Below are 19950 nucleotides of genomic sequence, written 5' to 3' on the forward strand. Positions count from 1 at the left end.
CCGCTGTGAGGCGGGGGCTTTGCGATTCAGTTGATCTGAATCGTTTTTGCTGTTCCAGAAGGAACAGGTTGATTCCAGATCAACCGATTGCAGGTGCTTGCAGTGCCACAGGTGTGGACTCAGCAGCTGCCAGGTCGAGGGGGAAGTTGTGAGCGTTGCGCTCGTGCATGACTTCCATGCCGAGGCCTGCACGGTTCAACACGTCGGCCCAGGTGTTCAGGACGCGGCCCTGACCATCAAGGATGGACTGGTTGAAGTTGAAGCCGTTCAGGTTGAAGGCCATGGTTGACACGCCAAGGGCGGTGAACCAGATGCCGACAACGGGCCAGGCAGCCAGGAAGAAGTGGAGGCTACGGCTGTTGTTGAAGGAGGCGTATTGGAAGATCAGGCGACCGAAGTAGCCGTGAGCAGCCACGATGTTGTACGTCTCTTCTTCTTGGCCGAATTTGTAGCCGTAGTTCTGGGACTCGCTTTCGGTGGTTTCACGCACCAAGGAGGAGGTCACCAGTGAGCCGTGCATGGCGGAGAACAAGCTGCCGCCGAAGACGCCTGCAACACCCAGCATGTGGAAGGGGTGCATCAGGATGTTGTGCTCAGCCTGGAACACCAACATGTAGTTGAAGGTTCCAGAGATGCCCAGGGGCATTGCATCAGAGAACGAACCCTGACCGAAGGGGTAGACGAGGAAGACTGCAGATGCAGCAGCGACAGGTGCGCTGTATGCAACACAGATCCAAGGGCGCATGCCCAAGCGGTAAGAGAGTTCCCACTCACGACCCATGTAGGCGTAGATGCCGATGAGGAAGTGGAAGACGACGAGCTGGAAAGGACCGCCGTTGTACAGCCACTCGTCGAGTGAAGCTGCTTCCCAGATGGGATAGAAGTGCAAGCCAATGGCGTTGCTGGAAGGAACAACAGCACCAGAGATGATGTTGTTGCCGTACATCAAGGAGCCAGCGACAGGCTCGCGGATGCCATCGATGTCAACCGGAGGAGCGGCGACGAATGCGATGACGAAGCAGATGGTGGCAGCCAACAGAGTTGGGATCATCAGCACACCGAACCAACCGACATACAGACGGTTGTTGGTGGAGGTGACCCACTCGCAGAAGGACTGCCAGCTAGAAGCGCCGGAGCGCTGCTGGATGGTGGTGGTCATGAGAACGGAAAACAGCCTATGGGTCGAAACCCGGCGGCAAATAAGAAAGGTCGGCTAACCGACAGACGGAATGTAAAGGAAGTTTGCGAAGTCGTCACCGATCGGCCGCTGAGCTTTCCTGATCGCTCCTATGAGCTCCGCTAATCACCGCCTCGACCACTACAGACCGCTCTTGCTAAGGAGGGTGCCGTCAGCACGATGGCCATCGACTCGGTGCCGACGGTGTGCATACCCCCAAAGGGGCGGGTTGGATGAATACGTTCCCCCTATAAAGACCACATCAAAGAAATAAAGAGATTGCGATGACAACCCGCATTGGCATCAATGGGTTTGGACGCATCGGTCGATTGGCATTTCGACAAGCAGTGTCGTTGCCGGATATTGAGGTGGTGGCTGTCAACGATCTGCTCGATATCGACTACATGGCTTATTTATTGCGTTATGACTCAACACATCGGCGTTTTCCTGGAAGCGTTGAGGTAGAAAATGGAAACTTAATTGTTAATGGAAAAAAAATCCGTATCAGTGCTCAACGAGATCCAAAAGACCTCGCTTGGGGAGACGTAGGCGCTGATTACATCCTCGAAAGTACAGGATTTTTTCTGACAGACGAAACAGCACGGTGCCACATCGAAGCAGGCGCCAAACGCGTTGTAATGAGTGCCCCATCAAAGGATGAAACACCGATGTTCGTCATGGGCGTTAATCATAAAAGCTACAACGATCAAGATATTGTTTCGAATGCAAGTTGCACCACAAACTGTTTAGCACCAATTGCAAAAGTTGTTCACGACAGGTTTGGGATTCTGAGTGGATTAATGACCACTGTTCATGCAACAACAGCAACCCAAAAGCCAGTTGATAGTCCTTCGCTTCGGGATTGGCGAGGCGGCCGAGGTGCAGGCCAAAGCATTATTCCCAGCTCTACTGGTGCCGCCAAAGCTGTTGGAAAGGTCATCCCTGAGCTCAACGGAAAACTAACTGGCATGGCATTCCGCGTCCCAACGCCTGATGTTTCCGTCGTTGATCTGACGGTCAACCTGGCTCAGTCGACGACCTATGAGGCAGTAAAAAATGCGATGAAAGAAGCTTCTGAGAATGAATTATCAGGCATTCTTGGCTACACAGAAGATCAAATTGTTTCGAACGATTTGCTTGGGGAAAGCTGTACCTCGGTGTTTGATGCTGGGGCAGGAATGGCATTAAACGACACTTTCATGAAGCTAGTTGCTTGGTACGACAACGAATGGGCATACAGCTGTAAGTGCATTGATTTAATTCAGCATATGGATTCTTCTGGCGAAAAGAAAGATTCCTAAGGGTGATTGCATGCCTGAACTGATCATTCGACCTGCTCGGGCTTCTGATATTCCAGAAATTGTTCGCTGGGCAAGAAGCGAAGAGTTTGCACCTGGGTTTGGCGATGTTGATATCTATAGGAATACAGACAAGCAAGGTGTTTGGGTGGGCTGGGTTGATTCGACGCCGGTTGGATGCATTGCTGGCATTAAATACAACAATATTTATGGATTCATAGGTCTATATATCGTTCGACCCGAATACAGAGGGCAAGGCTATGGACATAGGCTCTGGGAACAAGCCCTACTTCATCTTCAAGGCGTGAAGTGTGTGGGCTTAGAAGCGGCATCCCACTTAATTACTAATTATGCGGAATGGGGGTTCAAGACATCGTCTCAAACCGTTCGTTGGCAGTTATTTAACGCTGAAGATGGGCCAAGTGCGCAAGCCGCGTTGAATCCGCAAGATCTAAATACTGTAAGCGGTCCTGAAATTCCTTTGGAAGCAATTAAAAAATATGATTCCGAGCGAGAATTTACCGCGAGACCACACTTTTTATCTCAGTGGCTAGAGCATCCGAGTGGAAAGGTAATTGCTTTGATCGACAAATACAACCATTGTCATGGCTTCGCTCGTATACGACCATGCCTTCTACCTGCCGGCGAAGGCTGGCGAATCGGACCAATACTGGCTGACTCACCAGTATTGGCGAAGGTTTTGATTTTGAATTTGTTAACTGAGCACAAGGGTGTGATTTTGATTGATTCTCCTGAGCGCAATGACAATGCACAGTCACTTTTATCTTCACTTGGTTTTCATGAGATTTCAGCAACAACGCGGATGTATAAGGGTTCCCATAAAGCAGTTCTCACAAAAGATGTTTATGGATTGGCTTGTCTTGAACTCGGCTAACTGAAGACACAGCTAAAGAGCGATGACAACTGCACGCAAGTGTTGTTTGTCAAATGCTTTTTAGTAAGTGTTGCTGTAGAGGCAGCAACAAAAAGCCCCCGCTGTGAGGCGGGGGCTTTGCGATTCAGTTGATCTGAATCGTTTTTGCTGTTCCAGAAGGAACAGGTTGATTCCAGATCAACCGATTGCAGGTGCTTGCAGTGCCACAGGTGTGGACTCAGCAGCTGCCAGGTCGAGGGGGAAGTTGTGAGCGTTGCGCTCGTGCATGACTTCCATGCCGAGGCCTGCACGGTTCAACACGTCGGCCCAGGTGTTCAGGACGCGGCCCTGACCATCAAGGATGGACTGGTTGAAGTTGAAGCCGTTCAGGTTGAAGGCCATGGTTGACACGCCAAGGGCGGTGAACCAGATGCCGACAACGGGCCAGGCAGCCAGGAAGAAGTGGAGGCTACGGCTGTTGTTGAAGGAGGCGTATTGGAAGATCAGGCGACCGAAGTAGCCGTGAGCAGCCACGATGTTGTACGTCTCTTCTTCTTGGCCGAATTTGTAGCCGTAGTTCTGGGACTCGCTTTCGGTGGTTTCACGCACCAAGGAGGAGGTCACCAGTGAGCCGTGCATGGCGGAGAACAAGCTGCCGCCGAAGACGCCTGCAACACCCAGCATGTGGAAGGGGTGCATCAGGATGTTGTGCTCAGCCTGGAACACCAACATGTAGTTGAAGGTTCCAGAGATGCCCAGGGGCATTGCATCAGAGAACGAACCCTGACCGAAGGGGTAGACGAGGAAGACTGCAGATGCAGCAGCGACAGGTGCGCTGTATGCAACACAGATCCAAGGGCGCATGCCCAAGCGGTAAGAGAGTTCCCACTCACGACCCATGTAGGCGTAGATGCCGATGAGGAAGTGGAAGACGACGAGCTGGAAAGGACCGCCGTTGTACAGCCACTCGTCGAGTGAAGCTGCTTCCCAGATGGGATAGAAGTGCAAGCCAATGGCGTTGCTGGAAGGAACAACAGCACCAGAGATGATGTTGTTGCCGTACATCAAGGAGCCAGCGACAGGCTCGCGGATGCCATCGATGTCAACCGGAGGAGCGGCGACGAATGCGATGACGAAGCAGATGGTGGCAGCCAACAGAGTTGGGATCATCAGCACACCGAACCAACCGACATACAGACGGTTGTTGGTGGAGGTGACCCACTCGCAGAAGGACTGCCAGCTAGAAGCGCCGGAGCGCTGCTGGATGGTGGTGGTCATGAGAACGGAAAGAAATGCCCCCGAGGGGACGGTTTATGGAAGGGACAGGAATCCCTGCCTCCCACCAATGTAAAGCAATATTGCGCTTTGTGTTCGGAGATTGCGCCAACCAATGTTCGGACCAGCCGCTACTGCTGGGGCGCACAGAAAGATTTAAGATTTCAGAAACGAACTTTTATTTTGGTTCTAATCCGCTGGCTCCTTGCAGGACAACGCCTCGAAGAGACGGTTCCTCTGGCCTCGGCGCGTCATCGCCGGAATCAACTTGAGGCGGAAGGAGCCACGGTGTATTGGAGTGAACGGCTCGTCAACGGCTGACCTCCCTTGAAAAGCTGGAATCAATACTGAACATTGCCATGGGTCGGCCCTCACATCTCAACTGGCTATTAGCTGCATCCATTCTTCTGGCGGGATGCTCGTCATCAGCGTTGAAATCAGAAAGCGATCAGGATTCAAGGGCAGCCATTGAGCGCCTGGAGTTGCGGCTGAACCAGCTCGAGCAGCAGCTCAATGACGTCAATGGCACAGCACCCCCCTCTGACAGCAAGACCCCAGCCGGACCGATTCGCTCCCTAACGCTGCGACTGGGTACGGACGACGATCGACTGCGGATGTACTGGGGTGATGGACAAACCAGTGACCTGGCCTGCAGCCAGGAAGGCAAGGGAACTTGGGCTTGCGGGTAAGTCAGGCATCAATCTCAGCTCAGAAGTTCTGAAAGATGGTCCAACCATTGGGGCTCCATCGTCCAAACCTCCCTGCGCGTTAGCGAAAAGGCAATGTGCTTTTCGGCATAGGCCGCTTCATTGATGAAAACGGGAATGGACTGATGCTCCATTTGGGGAGTCTCCACCGTGGATCCATCAGCTGCCTCGAAAATCGCATCCAATGGCTTGAAAGGAACCCAGTCCCTTCCCTGAAGACGTTGATGCACGAGTGCTTGGGGCTGATCGGACTCCCCTCGTGGCACATCACAGCTACCGAGATGGCGATGCACCACCACCTGTCGGGGAAGGCGCACGACTCCTGATCGAACTGATGCAAGCGCCTCGAAGCAGGCCTCTATCGCAAGGCGTGTCTGACGCACAATTCGCGCTTCAAGCACTCCCTGGGGTACTGGGCCCACTTCAACGACCAATCCACAGGGCCACCGCTCAACCAAAAACCCGGTTTGAGCCGAATCTGATTCATGCAAATAAATCGGTAGTCCCAAGGCACTTTGAACAAGGGCCGCCAGGGCCAAATCGGCAGGTCTCCGCCCATAAAGCACCAAAGAACACCCCATCGCAGCGGTGGTGCTGTGCAAATCGAGCACCACAGAGCAGGGCTCGTCTCCCCTTGGCCCATACCTCCCGAGCAGTTCACGCGCCCGACGCATTTCAAGGTCCCCACCCGACTGCTCCAGTAGATCCACCCTGAAACTTCGGTTGAGATCACGGTCGACATAACGACGCATCGCAGCTTTGGCCTGGGGATTGCCCACCAACCGTTGAATGGAAAGCCCCGCGGAATTGATCAGATCAGGCTGACGATTCCATTGCTCCAACAACCAAGGGGCGTTGAGCTCATTGCCGTGGGTTCCTGCCACAACCAGGACATCGCTGGCAGCCATGAACTCAAACAGATCTTGTGTGACTGAAGCATGGAGCCAAGATGGCTGAGGTCGTCACGACCTCAGCCATTGCGCCGGCAAAAGCCATGTCGATTCCACCCATCGTTGTGATGGCAGCCAAAGCAGGCTGGCGTTGGCAATGGCAACGGCTAATGGGTGGTCTGGGACCCGCCGATGCTGCCGGGAACTACTGCAGACCAAAGAGCGACCACCTTGAGGCGGAAGTCCCCAATCCTCTGGACTTGCAATCCCGACAACCGGACCAACGCCCCCACTTAATCGTGGGTCGTAGTTGTCCATGGGCCCATCGCACCTGGCTAGTTCATCAATTGCGAGGGCTTGATCAGAGTCTCAACCTGTTGACAGCCCATGCAGATCACAAGGCTGGACGGTGGCAACTCGATCCTCCCTGGCTGGGATGCAGCAGCTTGCTAGCGCTCTATCAACGCTGTGGCGCGCCTCCCTCCCATCGCGCCACTGTTCCAGTCCTGATCGATCCCAGCCAACCCAAAATTCTTGGCAACGAAAGTGCCCAGCTCGTCGAGGTTTTAAACCGCTGGCCAAGCCACAACGACGCTCCAGATCTGGCTCCACCAGACCTACAGAACAGCATTCATCGTTGGCAAGAACTCCTCCAACCCAACGTGAATGATGGGGTCTACCGTTGCGGCTTTGCCCGTAATCAAGCGGCCTACAACCGTGCCGTAACAGCACTGTTTGCAGCACTCGATCAAGTGGAGTCGAGCCTGAAACATTCGGGCCCCTGGCTTTGCGGAGAGCAAATCACCTTGGCAGATGTGCGTTTATTTCCCACCTTGATTCGATGGGAAATGGTCTACGCACCCCTGTTTGGTTGTAGTGAGCGTCCCCTCTGGCAATTCCCGAAACTTTGGGATTGGCGACGACGGCTCTACGGTCAGCCCGGTGTCCAAACAAGCTGTGACGCGAAAGCTTGGCGACATGACTACTTCGGCGCGCTATTTCCGCTGAATCCTGGTGGAATCGTCCCTACGGGACCAGATCTGACCACACTTGTGGATAGTGGTTTTTCGAACGAATGACGACGGGTGATCCGCAGTTTGAAGGCGTTTATGGCCCCTACACGATCACCTCAATCGATCGGCTTGAGGTACAGCGCTACCGCATCTCCCTGCTTGTAGCCGGACTCGCGATGACAGCAGGGCTAGTGCATTGGTGGCAATTTGGGGATCGCTGGGCCTGGGTTTGGCTTGTGCCATTGATGGCCGGACTCGGCTTGGCACTGCACTGGATCCACATTTATCTACGACCACTCCACAACGCGTTGAGGTTGTTTTGGTTGATGGGTTGCTTGGGCTGGGGGCTACTGCTGATGCGGGCTGGCCCCAATGAAGCCCTCGCAATGCTTGTGGAACAACCGTTGTGGATCCTGGCGATCGGTCCACTGTTTGCGGCATTAGCAGGCATTGGCTTCAAGGAATTTTTCTGCTTCCGCAGACCCGAAGCGATTGGGCTCACCTTGCTCTTACCCATCGCCCTCCTCGGCCGTTTGGTGGGGATTATTAGTACGAGCTTGTGCGCTGCTTGTCTTCTGATCGCTGGCCTGCTGATGGTGTTGCTCGCACTCCGTAAATTCGGGATGGAGGCCGCTGCAGATGTGGGCGATAAGAGTGTGTTTGCATACCTAGACAGCCAACGCCCTGCCAGCACACCGTGAGTTTGATCAGCTTGGTGGGTGCTTCGAAAGACTTCGGCATCCGAACTCTGTTTGCCGATCTGAATCTCCATATCGGCGACAAAGAGCGCCTTGGGTTGATCGGTCCGAACGGCGCCGGGAAATCCACCTTGCTCAAGGTTCTCGCCGGAAGCGAACCACTGGGGAACGGTGAACGCCGCTGCTCACCACGTTTACGGGTTGAACTTGTTGGCCAGGACAGTCGAATCACCCCCGGGCTCACCGTTCTCGAACAAGTTTTGGAAGGGTGCGGCGCCAAACGCGATCTGCTGTTGCGCTTCAACGCTCTCAGCGATGCGGTCGCCGCGGCACCGGAGAACACAACGTTGTTGTCAGAGCTGGGAGAGCTCAGCCAAACAATGGATGAGGAGGAGGCCTGGAGCCTCGAGCAGCAATGCCGCGAAGTCCTTCAGAAACTTGGAATTGGCGACTTGCAACGTCCCGTTGAGGACCTGTCTGGCGGCTATCGCAAACGGGTTGGCCTGGCCTCTGCCCTGGTGGCTTGTCCAGATGTGTTGCTTTTGGATGAACCCACAAACCATCTCGATGCTGCTGCCATTGAGTGGCTTCAAAGCTGGTTGGATCGCTACCCAGGGGCCCTTGTTTTGGTCACCCATGACCGGTACGTCCTCGATCGCGTCACCCGTCGAATGGTGGAAGTAGATCAGGGGCGAGCGAGAACGTATCAGGGCAACTACAGCACTTTTTTGCAGCACAAAGCCGAAGAAGAGGCTTCGGAAGCAGCCTCAGCTGCCAAGTTTCGTGGCGTTCTTCGACGCGAACTGGCTTGGCTTCGTCAGGGGCCCAAAGCTCGCAGCACCAAGCAGCGAGCACGGCTTCAACGCATTGAGGCGATGCGCGAAGACAAACCAAGCCAAGCCAAGGGCAAGCTCGAAATGGCGAGCGTGAGCCGCCGCATTGGCAAACAAGTCATCGAAGCTGAAGCCCTCGGCGTAACGGCGAATGGACAACCTGATGGTCAACGCCTACTCGACGACTTCAGCTACAGCTTCAGTCCTGAAGACCGGGTGGGAATTTTGGGACCCAATGGCAGCGGCAAGTCCACCCTGCTGGACTTGATTGCAGGACGGCGTCAGGCCACAGAAGGAACCTTGCGGCTTGGCGACACCATCCATATCGGTTATTTGGATCAACACACCGATGCCTTTGACCAAGGGAAAGGTCTGGATAGAAAAGTGATCGAATTTGTCGAAGAAGCCGCCAGCCGGATCGATTTAGGCGGAGAACAGGTCACTGCCTCGCAACTTCTCGAGCGCTTCCTTTTCCCTCCCGCACAACAACACAGCCCACTGAGCAAGCTTTCGGGAGGAGAGCGGCGGCGACTCACCTTGTGCCGAATGTTGGTTCAAGCTCCCAACGTGCTGCTGCTTGATGAGCCCACCAATGACCTTGACGTGCAAACACTCAGCGTTCTGGAGGACTTTTTGGAAGACTTCCGAGGCTGCGTCATCGTCGTTTCCCACGATCGCTACTTTCTGGATCGAACGGTGGATCGCCTGTTTTGCTTCGACAACGGCCGACTCAAACGTTTTGAGGGGAATTACAGCGAATTCCTTGAGCAGGAGAAACAATTCGAGCGGACGCAAACCATCGCGCCAACGCCCACCAAAAAACGTCAACCCAACAAGCCCATATCGGAGGAGCTACGCCGTCGCAGCTTCAAGGAAACGAAGGAGCTCGAAAAGCTCGATTCAACATTGCCGCAACTTGAAAAGCAGCGGTCTGCTTTAGAGGCACAAATCTCAGGCCACTGTGACGACATGACCGCTCGAAGCCTCGAACTTGCAGACCTGATCAGCACCATCGAACAAGCGGAAGAACGCTGGCTCGAGCTGAGCGAGCTTGCTCCTTAAGAGGTTGGCTTCAACGATGAGGCAGGTGATCGAAACCAGCCTTTTGTTAAAACGTCATGGCTTCAAGAAAGCGCAGCAACAAAACCGGTAAGCCGGTTTAAACTTGCACAAGCGAGGACTGAAACCATGAAATCCATCGACGATCACATTCAGAAGGATCAGTCTGAACTCGAAGCAGCGAAAGCCACTGGAGACCAAGCCAAGCTTCGCCACCTCACAGAAGAGCTGAAGTCTCTTGAGGAATACAAGGAGCACAACCCTCAGGACAAGCACGACCCCACTTCCCTCGAGCTGTATTGCGACGCGAATCCCGATGCAGACGAGTGCCGCGTTTACGACGATTGATTGTTGACCGAAGCTCAACCTATTTCGTGCCAATTTCAAAAAGCTGGTCAGAAAACTGACCAGCTTTTTTATTGATTTTATTTGATCTAAGTTACCTCTCGCAAGGCAAAATTAATCCAGAAACTCAATAAATAGGCACATCATTTCAAGCAACATCGCCTTGAAGTATTTCTTACAATATATCGTAAAACATAAAAATTATCGATTCAAACAATCATATTTAAAGCAGAAAAAATATTCATTACTACACTCCAAGCTCATTCCATACATTTTCAAGTAGCTCGTTGAGATTCGTTCCCATAGCCGCAGATATGCAGGAAACATCTCGTCCACTGGCATTTTCCAAGTCAGCCAATACTCCCGGCAAATCAGACTCTTGAACCAGCTCTTTCTTATTCAGCACCAAGAGTCTTGGGCGGTCGACCAATCCATGGCCATAGGCTTTGAGCTCCTGCTCCACTACACGCAAGTCCTCAACCGGATCATCAGATCCAGCATCTACAAGATGAATGAGAAGGCGCGTTCTTTCGATATGGCGTAAAAAATCATGGCCAAGGCCAGCGCCTTGGGCTGCACCAGCAATTAGGCCGGGAATATCAGCAAAAACAGTGCCATCACCACTGGGGCGCCGTACCACTCCCAGGTTGGGAATCAAAGTGGTGAACGGGTAGTCGGCAATCTTGGGACGAGCTGCCGAAAGCACCGCAATCAAGGTGCTTTTACCAGCATTGGGTAAGCCAATAATTCCAACCTCCGCAAGCAGCTTCAACTCCAACTGCAGCGGCCACTCCTCCCCATCACGACCTTCCGTGAATTTCTCGGGTGCACGATTGCGATTGCTCAAATAATGGGCATTTCCCAAGCCCCCACGGCCCCCAAATGCCGCCACCAACCTTGTTCCGGGCTCAATGAGATCGCCCAAAAGAATGCCTGTGGTGAGGTGCCGAACCTCCGTTCCACAGGGGACTTTGATCACCAATTCACGCCCTGAAACGCCCGTGCGTTTATTCGGACCACCGCGTTTTCCATCGTCTGCAGCGAACAATCGTTTGTATTTGAAATCCAACAACGTCTGCAGGTTGCTGTCGGCTTCCAACACCACATGTCCCCCATGGCCACCATCACCACCTGAGGGGCCACCAGCTGGCACGTACTTTTCTCTACGGAATGCAGCGATACCGTCACCGCCGCGGCCACCGCGTGTGGAGATCCGCGCCTGATCGATGAACTGCACGGCAGCGTTGTTTGGATCCAATCCACAACCTTAGGATCAGACCGATGCAGCAATCGATTGTCAGGCGTCCGTTTCGAAGCTCTCAGTAAGACCTACCCCGGACGACGCGGCGAAACACCAGTTGAGGTGTTGCGACAACTCGATCTAACAATCAAAGATGGTGAATTCCTCGTTCTTGTTGGGCCATCAGGTTGTGGCAAGAGCACACTTCTGCGCTTACTGGCTGGTTTAGATCGCCCCACCTCCGGTGAAATCCTGATTGGTGATCGACCGGTCAGCCGCATCCGACCCGCGCAGCGCGACGTGGCCATGGTGTTCCAGAGCTATGCGCTTTATCCCCACCTCAGCGTGCGAGACAACCTGAGTTTTGGATTACGCCGAAGCCAAACACGCTCGCCCTGGCAGCAACTGCACGACCAATTCAGTCGAGCATCGCGACGCTTGCCGCAAGCACTCAGAATCCAATCCACCAGGGAACAACAGATCGCTGAGCAAATTCAAACGGTGGCCAAGGCTCTCGAGTTGGAACCACTCTTGGATCGGCTACCGAAAGAATTATCAGGCGGCCAAAAACAACGCGTCGCCTTGGGCCGCGCCATGGCTCGGAAACCTGCGGTGTTCCTAATGGATGAGCCGCTCAGCAACCTCGACGCAAAGCTCCGGAACAGCACGCGTACCCGCATTGTTGATCTCCAACGGACCTTGGGCACCACCACGGTGTACGTCACCCACGATCAAGTGGAAGCGATGACGATGGGCCACCGAATTGCAGTTTTGAACGCAGGAAAGCTCCAACAATTGGGAACCCCGATGGAGCTCTACAACTGGCCGTCCAATTTGTTTGTCGCGCAGTTCATCGGAAGTCCACCGATGGCGCTTCTGCCTGTATGCGTAGGGCCGAACGCAACCCTCCTGCTCGGGGATCGACGGCTTGCGATTGAGGGACCTTTGGTTCAGGCTCTCGCCAGCCTTGAAGGACAGCAGCTCACTGCAGGGCTGAGGCCAGAGGGATGGATCATGGCTCCGGCCACAAACCGGAATTTGGCCGCAGAAGTCAGCCATTGCGAAGTGCTGGGCAATGAGCAGGTGCTCACCTGTCGATTGCTGGACGGAGATCACTTAATCCAAGTGCGCACGCCACCAGAGCCCCTCTATCAGCCAAAACAAATGGTGTATCTCGCACCAGACCCGCGCGGTTGGAGGTTGTTTGATGAACTCGGCAACGCTGTTGCCATGCCAGACACGAACTAATCAGGGGCATCAACGCACCCAAACAACGCTGCAACCTGGCCCCCCATCGCCCTGCTCCGCATCAACGACCCTCTCCACGTAGGGAACCGTATCCAGCCACGCTCTCAGGCCGCGCTTCAGCTTGCCTGTGCCGATTCCATGGATCACCCACAGCGGTCCATTGGCATTGCGGAGCTGCTCTTCAACGGTGGATTCAGCTTCGTGCACACGCATCCCTCGAATATCCAAAGTGTTGCGGCTCGTACGTACTTGAGCGCCTGCTCCCAAGCCAGAGCGCGCTTGCACTTTCACAACAGGAACCGGAGGTGGTTCAGCCTTCCGTCCATCCAAGCTTTCAACAGCATTGAGATCCACGGTGGTGCGCATCACACCGCAACGCACCGTGAGCTGCAGACCGTCATCTGAGATTGCCAACACTTCTGCGGCCTTTCCCAAGGCCAGCAACCGAACGCGTTCTCCCACCTCAGGACGCCAGCCGGGTTTCGGTGCGCGCTTCTCCTTTGTTGGACGGTGATGGTCTTCCAACTTGCGAAGGCGTTGTCCAGCCTTACGCGCCGTTTCACCGTCGGCGCGGCCGTCCCGCAACCGGCGGATCAAGGAACGCACCTCTTTCTGTCCTTCACGGATGGACTGTTCCAATCGCTGACGTCCTTGTTCTTGATGCAATGCCGTCTGCTGCTTTTGCTTTTGCCAGCGCAACAGCAACTCTTCATGCAACAGCTCTGTTCGCGCCAAGAGCGCTGCGGCATCTTCAGCCGCAGCTTGCTGTCGCTGCCGTTGCTCCTCAAGACCTTGAATCACCGTGTTCACCTCCCCCTCCGCCGCCAGAGCCAAAAGGGCTTGCGCTTGATCCAACACCCCCGCATCAAGGCCTAAACGCGTCGCAATGGCTAGGGCATTGCTACGCCCAGGGATCCCCCAGAGAAGTTCATAAGTCGGAGACAAAGTTTCGGCATTGAAAGCCACCGAAGCGTTTTCAAATCGGTCGTCGGTGTATTTGAGCGCCTTGAGCTCGCCAAAGTGCGTTGTCGCGATCGTGAGTCGTGCCCGATCCGCAAGCGCCTTCAGTAGAGCAGTTGCGAGAGCCGTGCCTTCACTTGGATCTGTCCCTGCCCCCACTTCATCCAACAGAACTAAGGCGGGAACTGGACCGGATTCAAGCGCCTGCAGAATCCTGCCGATACGTTTGATATGTCCACTAAATGTGGACAAGCTTTGTTGAAGAGATTGCTCATCGCCGATATCGGCCAACACTTGGGCACACCAGGGCAAGGACGGCCGGCCAGAGCAAGGAATCAGCATTCCGGCGCGAGCCATGAGGGCCACTAAACCAAGGCTCTTCAAGCTCACCGTTTTGCCGCCGGTGTTGGGTCCGGTGATCGCGACTACACGGAGTTGTGCAGACACATCCACGCTGATCGGCACCACCGGAGAGCCGCTGGAACGTTTGTGTTGCCAAATAAGCAATGGATGTCGCAGGTCCCTGAGCAAGAAGGGAGCCTCAGGATCTTCCAACAAATGGGGTGGAACAGCCCCGAGCCATCGGCCGTAACGGCCGCGGGCCAAAGCCAAATCCAGGGCTAACAAAATCTCAACAAGTGAATTGAGAACTCGCTCGTCCTGGGCAACCAGATCGCTCAACTCGGCAAGAACGCGCTGCTCCTCTTTTCGAATTCGAGCCTCGATATCGACAAGCTTGTTGCCCATCGTGAGCACCGAGCGGGGCTCAATAAAAACGGTGTTCCCAGACGCTGAACTGTCGTGGACTTGACCCGACACCTGACCCACAGCGCCTGCTTTGACGGCGAGGACAGGGCGTCCATGCCGTTGTGCGATGACTGAGTCTTGGAGAAAGGACGCGTAACGACGCGTGAGCTCCTGAAGTTTGTCGCGTCGCTCCTGGCGCACGCCATTCCATTGCTGTCGAAGGCCCGCCAAGGGTGGGCTCGCCCGATCCGCAACACGACCACCTTCTTCCAGGGAAAACTTCAAGCGTTGCTCTAGATCAGGCAGGGTGACCATCGTTTCGATCAGAGCTGTACAGACGGGACGCAGCTCCTGATCGTCGATTTGACGACGCAATTTTCGTGCCGCAGCGAGGGTTCCAGCCACGGCAAGCAACTCCTCTCCGGAGGCCACACCACCCTTGAGGCATCGCAGCAGAACTGGCCGAAGGTCATTCACACCTCGGAAACTCAACCCTCCCTCAGTGAGATCGTCCAAAACCGCCATTTCAACGGTTTCGGCCTGTCGCTGAAGCGTCTCCGCCAGCGACTGGGGCAACTGCGTTGCCCGAGCCGATTCGAGCCCCATGCGCGTGCTGGCAAACGTAGCCAGGTGCTCGCACACCACAGGCCACTCCAAAAGCTCAAGCGTTTCACTCAAGGCCTGATGGTGACTGGGGTGGGTCACGGTCTCAGTCGCAGTTGGAAGGGATACCACCGGGAGGTTCATAAAGCATTTCGAGCCAATTGCCTTCGGGATCCTTCAAATAAAAGGAGGCGGTACCGTCGCGATGGTCATGCACGGCACCCACGTGGACTCCTTGCGACTTGAGTCGGCCGTGAATGGCGTCCACTTCAGCCCGATCGCGGAAATGAAAGGCGAAATGCGGACCTGCCGCCTTGTAGCCCGGTCCGAGTAAGGCCAAGCCATCCCGAGTGTCCCCTGCCTCGAGATAACACCAATCGTCAGCCTGCCAAACCAGACGCATGCCCAACCCCTTGTAAAAGGTGACGGCACGTTCCACGTCATCAACGCGGATAGCGACGTGACCGAGCCGATCAACCGTTGACATTCGAGAGATCGATTGAAGACCACCATTGTGGAGCAGATCAACTCCAAGTAGCGAGCATTCGCGCCAACCCATTCGTTCAACTCTCAACTTCGTGTCTTAAATATTGAAAACAGAAATTCAGCTCAAAAGACCTTTCACGCAAAGCGATCAAACGAGCAACGCTTCAATCTCAACAAGAATCACTAAATAAAAACATTCATAATCATACTTGACAGATTTATAAATATTTATTGAAGCTCTAACTAACAAGCAGAGTTCTCACTTGAATTGAAAATATTTAATCGATGGGCCTAGCTATCTTGGAGCCAGCCAGCAGCATCGCAGGCATGATAAGTGAGAATTAAATCAGCGCCAGCTCTTTTAAAGCTCAACAGGGTTTCCAAAACAACAGCCTTTTCATCGATCCAGCCTCGTTCTGCAGCCGCCTTCACCATTGAATATTCTCCGCTGACGTTGTAGGCCGCGATGGGAAGTTCTGATTCCTCACGAAGGCGATGAATAATATCTAAATAAGCCAAACCAGGCTTCACCATCATGATGTCGGCGCCTTCTTGTTCATCCAGCTGAGCCTCAGTAATCGCCTCCCGCGCGTTGGCTGGGTCCATTTGGTAGGTATCTTTATTTTTCGGAATCGGCTTTGACCCGTCAGATCGGGGCGCGGAATCAAGAGCCTCTCGAAATGGGCCGTAATAAGCCGAAGAATATTTAGCGGTATAGCTGATGATGCCGACATGTTCGAATCCCTCATCATCGAGGGCTTCGCGGATCGCCCCAACGCGGCCATCCATCATGTCGCTCGGACCAATGAGGTCTGCACCAGCACGGGCCTGAACCACCGCCTGCTTACAAAGCTGTTCGATCGTCTCGTCATTCAGCACAACCCCTTCCTCACTCACAATCCCGTCATGCCCATCACAGGAATAGGGATCCAAAGCAACATCCGTCATGATTGCCATCTGAGGGATAGCTGCTTTGATTTGGCGAATCGCACGGGGAATTAACCCGTTTTCGTTAAAACACTCCGCCCCGTCTTCGGTTTTGAGTTCCTCAGACACCTTGGGGAACAAAACGATGCAGCGAACCCCCAGATCCCATGCGCGTTGCACCTCACCCATCAGCGCAGACAAGCTCCACCGACTCGCTCCAGGCATGGCAGCGATGGGTTCCACTCCATCACCCTCATGCACAAAGAGGGGATAAATAAAGTCTGCGGCTGAGAGGCTGTGCTCTCGCACCATGGCGCGTAGGGCCGGAGTACGACGCAAACGACGAGGGCGGTAAGTGAGCTCCATCAGACCGGGGGAGGTATCAGCGATCGTACGGTCCGCCGTTCAAAGCGCGGCACTTCGTAACCAGTCGTGGCGGGGATTCGAAGAACGCTGAACACGAAGTTGTTCGAGCAACTGCTGCTCCTCTGAACTCCAGGACGCAGGCAGCTCCAGGGTGAGGGTCAGCAGAAGATCGCCGCGGCCAGCTTTCAAAGGCCAACCCTTATTTTTGAGTCGAAGACTGCGTCCTGGCGGAGTACCAGGCGGAATCGACACTTGAGCTTCGCCATCAGGGGTCATCACGGTGACCATCCCGCCCAAGGCCAACTCATCAAAACTGACGGGAAGGTCGGCACGCAGTTGATCACCATCAAGACGCCAGATCGCGTGGGGTTTGATCGAAAGATTCAGATAAAGATCACCGCGACGACCCGTTCCAGGCTGCAAATTCCCCTTCCCCTTGAGACGAAGACGCGATCCGTTTTTGACCCCAGCGGGGATACGAACCTGAACCCTCTCGTTGTTCACCGACAACGTTCGTTCTCCACCCCGATAGGCCTCCGTAAACGACACCCCAACGGACGCTTCCGCATCAAGATTTACGGGTGAACGCGACGCCTGAGCTCCCCTTGAAAATCCTCCGCCGGGGAAACCGCCCCCCTGGAATCCAGGGGAACCGCCAGGTCCGCCAAAGCGTCCGAGCAAGTCGTTGATGAAATCGTCGAAATTTCCATAGCGGCCGAAATCAACATCCATGCCGGGAGCGCCACCTCCCATCCCCCCTGCCTGGTTCCAGTACTGACCAAACTGCTCGTATCGCCTGCGCTTGTCGGCATCAGACAGCACTTCATAGGCCTCACTAATTTCCTTAAAACGCGCCTCAGCCGATGCATCCCCAGGATTGACGTCGGGGTGATATTGACGGGCCAACTTTCTGAAAGCGCGCTTAATTCCATCAGCATCGACGGATCGATCCACACCGAGAACCTGGAAATAATCCTTGTATCCGCTACCAGCCATGGTTCCCATTTCCTAATTCCACTTTCTCAACGGTGGCTCGTTTGGTGAGGGTTCGAGATGGAGGGAAGCCCGAACGGTGCCATCCGCCCTAACTTCGATTTGTCGCGCTTGGCCTGCATGAAGAGAATCGGTGGAATCGTTTTCACGGGTTGGGCCTTGGGCGCCGCCATCTGGGCTCTGCCCGCTTCAGCTGAGGAGAAGTGGAAGGGAACGATTGGAGAGCCCCTTCGGGCATCGAGCGATCAGGCCATCGAGCTCGCTAATCATCTAAGTGCCATCGGGGCTCGCTTTTATGGCTCCTGGAGTTGTCCGGCTTGCTTTCGCCAAATGAACCTGTTTGGTCAACAAGCGGGGAGCAGCGTTCCCTATGTGGAGTGTCGACAACCCAAAAAACGTCCCCAACAAGCCGCCGATTGTGAATCTGCAGCCATTCGCGCTTACCCCACCTGGGTCATGCCTGATGGACGTCGACGAGAAGGGTTGCAATCGCTCGACGCACTGAGCATCTGGAGTGGGCTGCCTTAATGGGCTTTATTCACGGCCTCCATCGCCGCAATCTGAAAGGCGACCTCCTCGGTGGACTGACCGCTGCTGTTGTGGCCCTGCCTCTCGCACTGGCGTTTGGCAACGCAGCTCTGGGCCCAGGCGGAGCAATTTATGGGCTCTACGGGGCGATTATCACTGGATTCTTAGCCGCTCTGCTGGGCGGAACCCCCGCCCAGGTGAGCGGTCCGACAGGACCCATGAGCGTGACCGTGGCGGGGGTCGTCTCCAGCCTCGCCGCCGTTGGCGTGAATCAAGACCTAAGCGCAGGCGAAATCCTGCCGATGGTGATGGCTGCAGTGGTCATCGGCGGCGTTTGCGAAGTTCTGCTTGGAGTGCTGCGCCTGGGCCGTTTCATCACACTCGTTCCCTACTCCGTGGTGTCGGGGTTCATGTCGGGAATTGGCTTCATCATTCTCGTTTTGCAGCTTGGGCCATTTGTGGGGGTTACCACCCGAGGTGGCGTGGTGGATTCGCTGCAAACACTGGCCAACAGCCCTGGCCTCAATCCCGCAGCTTTGGCGGTGGGTGTGATGACACTGGCTGTCGTTTTCCTTTCACCATTGCGGCTGCGCCAGTGGATCCCCTCACCACTCCTGGCACTGGTGATTGTGACGCCACTGTCGTTGCTGTTCTTCAACGACGACCGTTTAAACGCCCTCGGACTGGAACCACTGGCTCGGATCGGAGCCATACCCGAAGGGGGACTTCAGTTGGTGATGCCCAACTTCAGTGAGCACCTCCCAGAGCTGGTGAAGGCTGGTCTGGTCCTCGCCCTATTGGGAGCGATCGACTCACTCCTCACCTCACTCGTCGCCGACAACATCACCCAAACAAGCCACAACTCCAACCGTGAGCTGATCGGGCAAGGAATGGCCAACACCGCTGCTGGCTTCTTGTCTGGCCTGCCAGGGGCTGGCGCCACGATGCGCACAGTCATCAACATCAAATCCGGCGGCGCCACACCGCTCTCCGGGATGAGCCATTCATTCGTTCTGCTGGTTGTTTTGCTGGGGGCAGGTCCGCTTGCCGCACAAATTCCCACAGCACTGCTAGCTGGAATTTTGATCAAAGTGGGGCTCGACATCATCGACTGGGGCTTTCTTCTTCGTGCCCACCGTCTCTCCGGGAAAACGGCCGTATTGATGTACTCCGTCCTCTTGATGACGGTGTTTTGGGACTTGATTTGGGGCGTCTTGGTTGGGATGTTCGTCGCCAACTTGCTCACCGTTGACTCCATCACCCAAACGCAGCTGGAGGGGATGGATGCCGATAACCCACCCGATGCCGCTGAAGTCCGTCTCCACGACCTCACTACAGAGGAAAAGAGCTTGGTTGATCAGTGCGGTAACGCTCTGATGCTGTTCCGACTACGCGGACCACTCAGCTTTGGTGCTGCCAAGGGAATTAGTGCCCGAATGGGCCTGATCCAGAACTACAAGGTTTTGATTCTGGACATCACAGAGGTTCCCAGAATTGGAATCTCTGCCTCGCTCGCCATCGAGCGGATGGTGCAAGAGGCCCAAACATCCGGACGAACCATCTTGATCGCTGGAGCTAACTCAAAACTGCAACAGAGGCTCCGCCAATTCGGTGTTCACGCAGAACTGGTGAACTCTCGGCGCGAGGCATTGCATATAGCAGCCCAAGACATATCGGCGTAGC

At 54.9% G+C, this 19950-nt stretch carries 19 protein-coding genes; 11 read left to right on the forward strand and 8 right to left on the reverse strand.

Translation table 11 applies throughout. The annotated features are described in order from the left end of the window. Positions 1-79: 79 nt before the first annotated feature. Positions 80-1159 carry a photosystem II q(b) protein gene (gene psbA, locus SYNCC9902_RS09150; RefSeq protein WP_009788850.1) on the reverse strand — a complete coding sequence of 360 codons (1080 nt, stop codon included), beginning with the start codon at positions 1157-1159 and terminating at the stop codon, positions 80-82. A 302-nt stretch (positions 1160-1461) separates the two neighbouring features. On the opposite strand from psbA (SYNCC9902_RS09150), the gene gap reads away from it, so the two are divergent. Further along, positions 1462-2478, forward strand: coding sequence for a type I glyceraldehyde-3-phosphate dehydrogenase (gap, locus tag SYNCC9902_RS09155; protein ID WP_011360577.1), 1017 nt, complete (start codon positions 1462-1464; stop codon positions 2476-2478). 10 nt (positions 2479-2488) lie between these two features. After that, entirely contained in the window at positions 2489-3370 is an 882-nt protein-coding gene (locus SYNCC9902_RS09160; protein ID WP_011360578.1) for a GNAT family N-acetyltransferase, read from the forward strand. Between the two features lie 177 nt (positions 3371-3547). On the opposite strand, the gene psbA (SYNCC9902_RS09165) is transcribed toward SYNCC9902_RS09160, so the two are convergent. Continuing rightward, positions 3548-4627, reverse strand: a complete 1080-nt coding sequence (gene psbA / locus SYNCC9902_RS09165; protein WP_009788850.1) for a photosystem II q(b) protein — start codon at positions 4625-4627, stop codon at positions 3548-3550. Positions 4628-4807: 180 nt separating this feature from the next. On the opposite strand from psbA (SYNCC9902_RS09165), the gene SYNCC9902_RS12785 reads away from it, so the two are divergent. Together SYNCC9902_RS12785 and SYNCC9902_RS09170 are read left to right on the forward strand one after the other, a co-directional pair. Further along, positions 4808-4945, forward strand: coding sequence for a hypothetical protein (locus SYNCC9902_RS12785; protein WP_198001737.1), 138 nt, complete (start codon positions 4808-4810; stop codon positions 4943-4945). A 38-nt stretch (positions 4946-4983) separates the two neighbouring features. Further along, complete coding sequence (locus SYNCC9902_RS09170) at positions 4984-5313, forward strand: hypothetical protein (RefSeq protein ID WP_011360579.1); 330 nt, start codon at positions 4984-4986, stop codon at positions 5311-5313. A gap of 14 nt (positions 5314-5327) precedes the next feature. Here SYNCC9902_RS09170 and SYNCC9902_RS09175 read toward each other — a convergent pair whose 3' ends face one another. Further along, positions 5328-6239, reverse strand: coding sequence for an aspartoacylase (locus SYNCC9902_RS09175; RefSeq protein WP_011360580.1), 912 nt, complete (start codon positions 6237-6239; stop codon positions 5328-5330). Between the two features lie 86 nt (positions 6240-6325). On the opposite strand from SYNCC9902_RS09175, the gene SYNCC9902_RS09180 reads away from it, so the two are divergent. The 4 genes from SYNCC9902_RS09180 (at position 6326) to SYNCC9902_RS09195 (ending at position 10172) form a co-directional block, all read left to right on the forward strand. Continuing rightward, entirely contained in the window at positions 6326-7300 is a 975-nt protein-coding gene (locus SYNCC9902_RS09180; RefSeq protein ID WP_041425529.1) for a glutathione S-transferase C-terminal domain-containing protein, read from the forward strand. Beyond that, complete coding sequence (locus tag SYNCC9902_RS09185; RefSeq protein ID WP_011360582.1) at positions 7297-7935, forward strand: DUF2301 domain-containing membrane protein; 639 nt, start codon at positions 7297-7299, stop codon at positions 7933-7935. The genes SYNCC9902_RS09180 and SYNCC9902_RS09185 overlap by 4 nt, the downstream gene beginning before the upstream one ends. Further along, on the forward strand, positions 7932-9827 hold the full coding sequence (locus SYNCC9902_RS09190; RefSeq protein WP_011360583.1) for an ABC-F family ATP-binding cassette domain-containing protein: 1896 nt from the start codon (positions 7932-7934) through the stop codon (positions 9825-9827). The genes SYNCC9902_RS09185 and SYNCC9902_RS09190 overlap by 4 nt, the downstream gene beginning before the upstream one ends. Positions 9828-9953: 126 nt before the next feature. Further along, positions 9954-10172 (forward strand): CP12 domain-containing protein, encoded by a 219-nt coding sequence (locus SYNCC9902_RS09195; RefSeq protein WP_011360584.1) that lies wholly within the window; start codon positions 9954-9956, stop codon positions 10170-10172. Positions 10173-10416: 244 nt separating this feature from the next. On the opposite strand, the gene cgtA is transcribed toward SYNCC9902_RS09195, so the two are convergent. Then, a complete protein-coding gene (gene cgtA, locus SYNCC9902_RS09200; RefSeq protein ID WP_011360585.1) occupies positions 10417-11406 on the reverse strand; it encodes an Obg family GTPase CgtA in 990 nt (329 codons plus the stop codon). A 57-nt stretch (positions 11407-11463) separates the two neighbouring features. Here cgtA and SYNCC9902_RS09205 point away from each other — a divergent pair, with 57 nt between their 5' ends. Then, the gene (locus SYNCC9902_RS09205; RefSeq protein ID WP_011360586.1) at positions 11464-12657 is read left to right on the forward strand and encodes an ABC transporter ATP-binding protein; all 1194 of its coding nucleotides are present in this window, start codon (positions 11464-11466) and stop codon (positions 12655-12657) included. Positions 12658-12666: 9 nt separating this feature from the next. On the opposite strand, the gene SYNCC9902_RS09210 is transcribed toward SYNCC9902_RS09205, so the two are convergent. From SYNCC9902_RS09210 to SYNCC9902_RS09225, 4 genes are all read right to left on the reverse strand, one after another. Next, on the reverse strand, positions 12667-15111 hold the full coding sequence (locus SYNCC9902_RS09210; RefSeq protein ID WP_011360587.1) for an endonuclease MutS2: 2445 nt from the start codon (positions 15109-15111) through the stop codon (positions 12667-12669). Beyond that, on the reverse strand, positions 15074-15454 hold the full coding sequence (locus tag SYNCC9902_RS09215; RefSeq protein ID WP_041425532.1) for a VOC family protein: 381 nt from the start codon (positions 15452-15454) through the stop codon (positions 15074-15076). The genes SYNCC9902_RS09210 and SYNCC9902_RS09215 overlap by 38 nt, the downstream gene beginning before the upstream one ends. A 290-nt stretch (positions 15455-15744) precedes the next feature. Beyond that, on the reverse strand, positions 15745-16746 hold the full coding sequence (gene hemB / locus SYNCC9902_RS09220) for a porphobilinogen synthase (protein ID WP_011360589.1): 1002 nt from the start codon (positions 16744-16746) through the stop codon (positions 15745-15747). Between the two features lie 39 nt (positions 16747-16785). After that, entirely contained in the window at positions 16786-17742 is a 957-nt protein-coding gene (locus SYNCC9902_RS09225) for a DnaJ C-terminal domain-containing protein (RefSeq protein WP_011360590.1), read from the reverse strand. A gap of 57 nt (positions 17743-17799) precedes the next feature. Here SYNCC9902_RS09225 and SYNCC9902_RS09230 point away from each other — a divergent pair, with 57 nt between their 5' ends. After that, positions 17800-18267: a hypothetical protein gene (locus SYNCC9902_RS09230; protein ID WP_011360591.1), complete on the forward strand. Its 468-nt coding sequence runs from the start codon at positions 17800-17802 to the stop codon at positions 18265-18267. Continuing rightward, positions 18267-19949 (forward strand): SulP family inorganic anion transporter, encoded by a 1683-nt coding sequence (locus SYNCC9902_RS09235; RefSeq protein ID WP_011360592.1) that lies wholly within the window; start codon positions 18267-18269, stop codon positions 19947-19949. The genes SYNCC9902_RS09230 and SYNCC9902_RS09235 overlap by 1 nt, the downstream gene beginning before the upstream one ends. Position 19950: the final 1 nt, after the last annotated feature.

Origin of the sequence: Synechococcus sp. CC9902, from assembly GCF_000012505.1 — a bacterium.
Taxonomy (GTDB): domain Bacteria; phylum Cyanobacteriota; class Cyanobacteriia; order PCC-6307; family Cyanobiaceae; genus Parasynechococcus.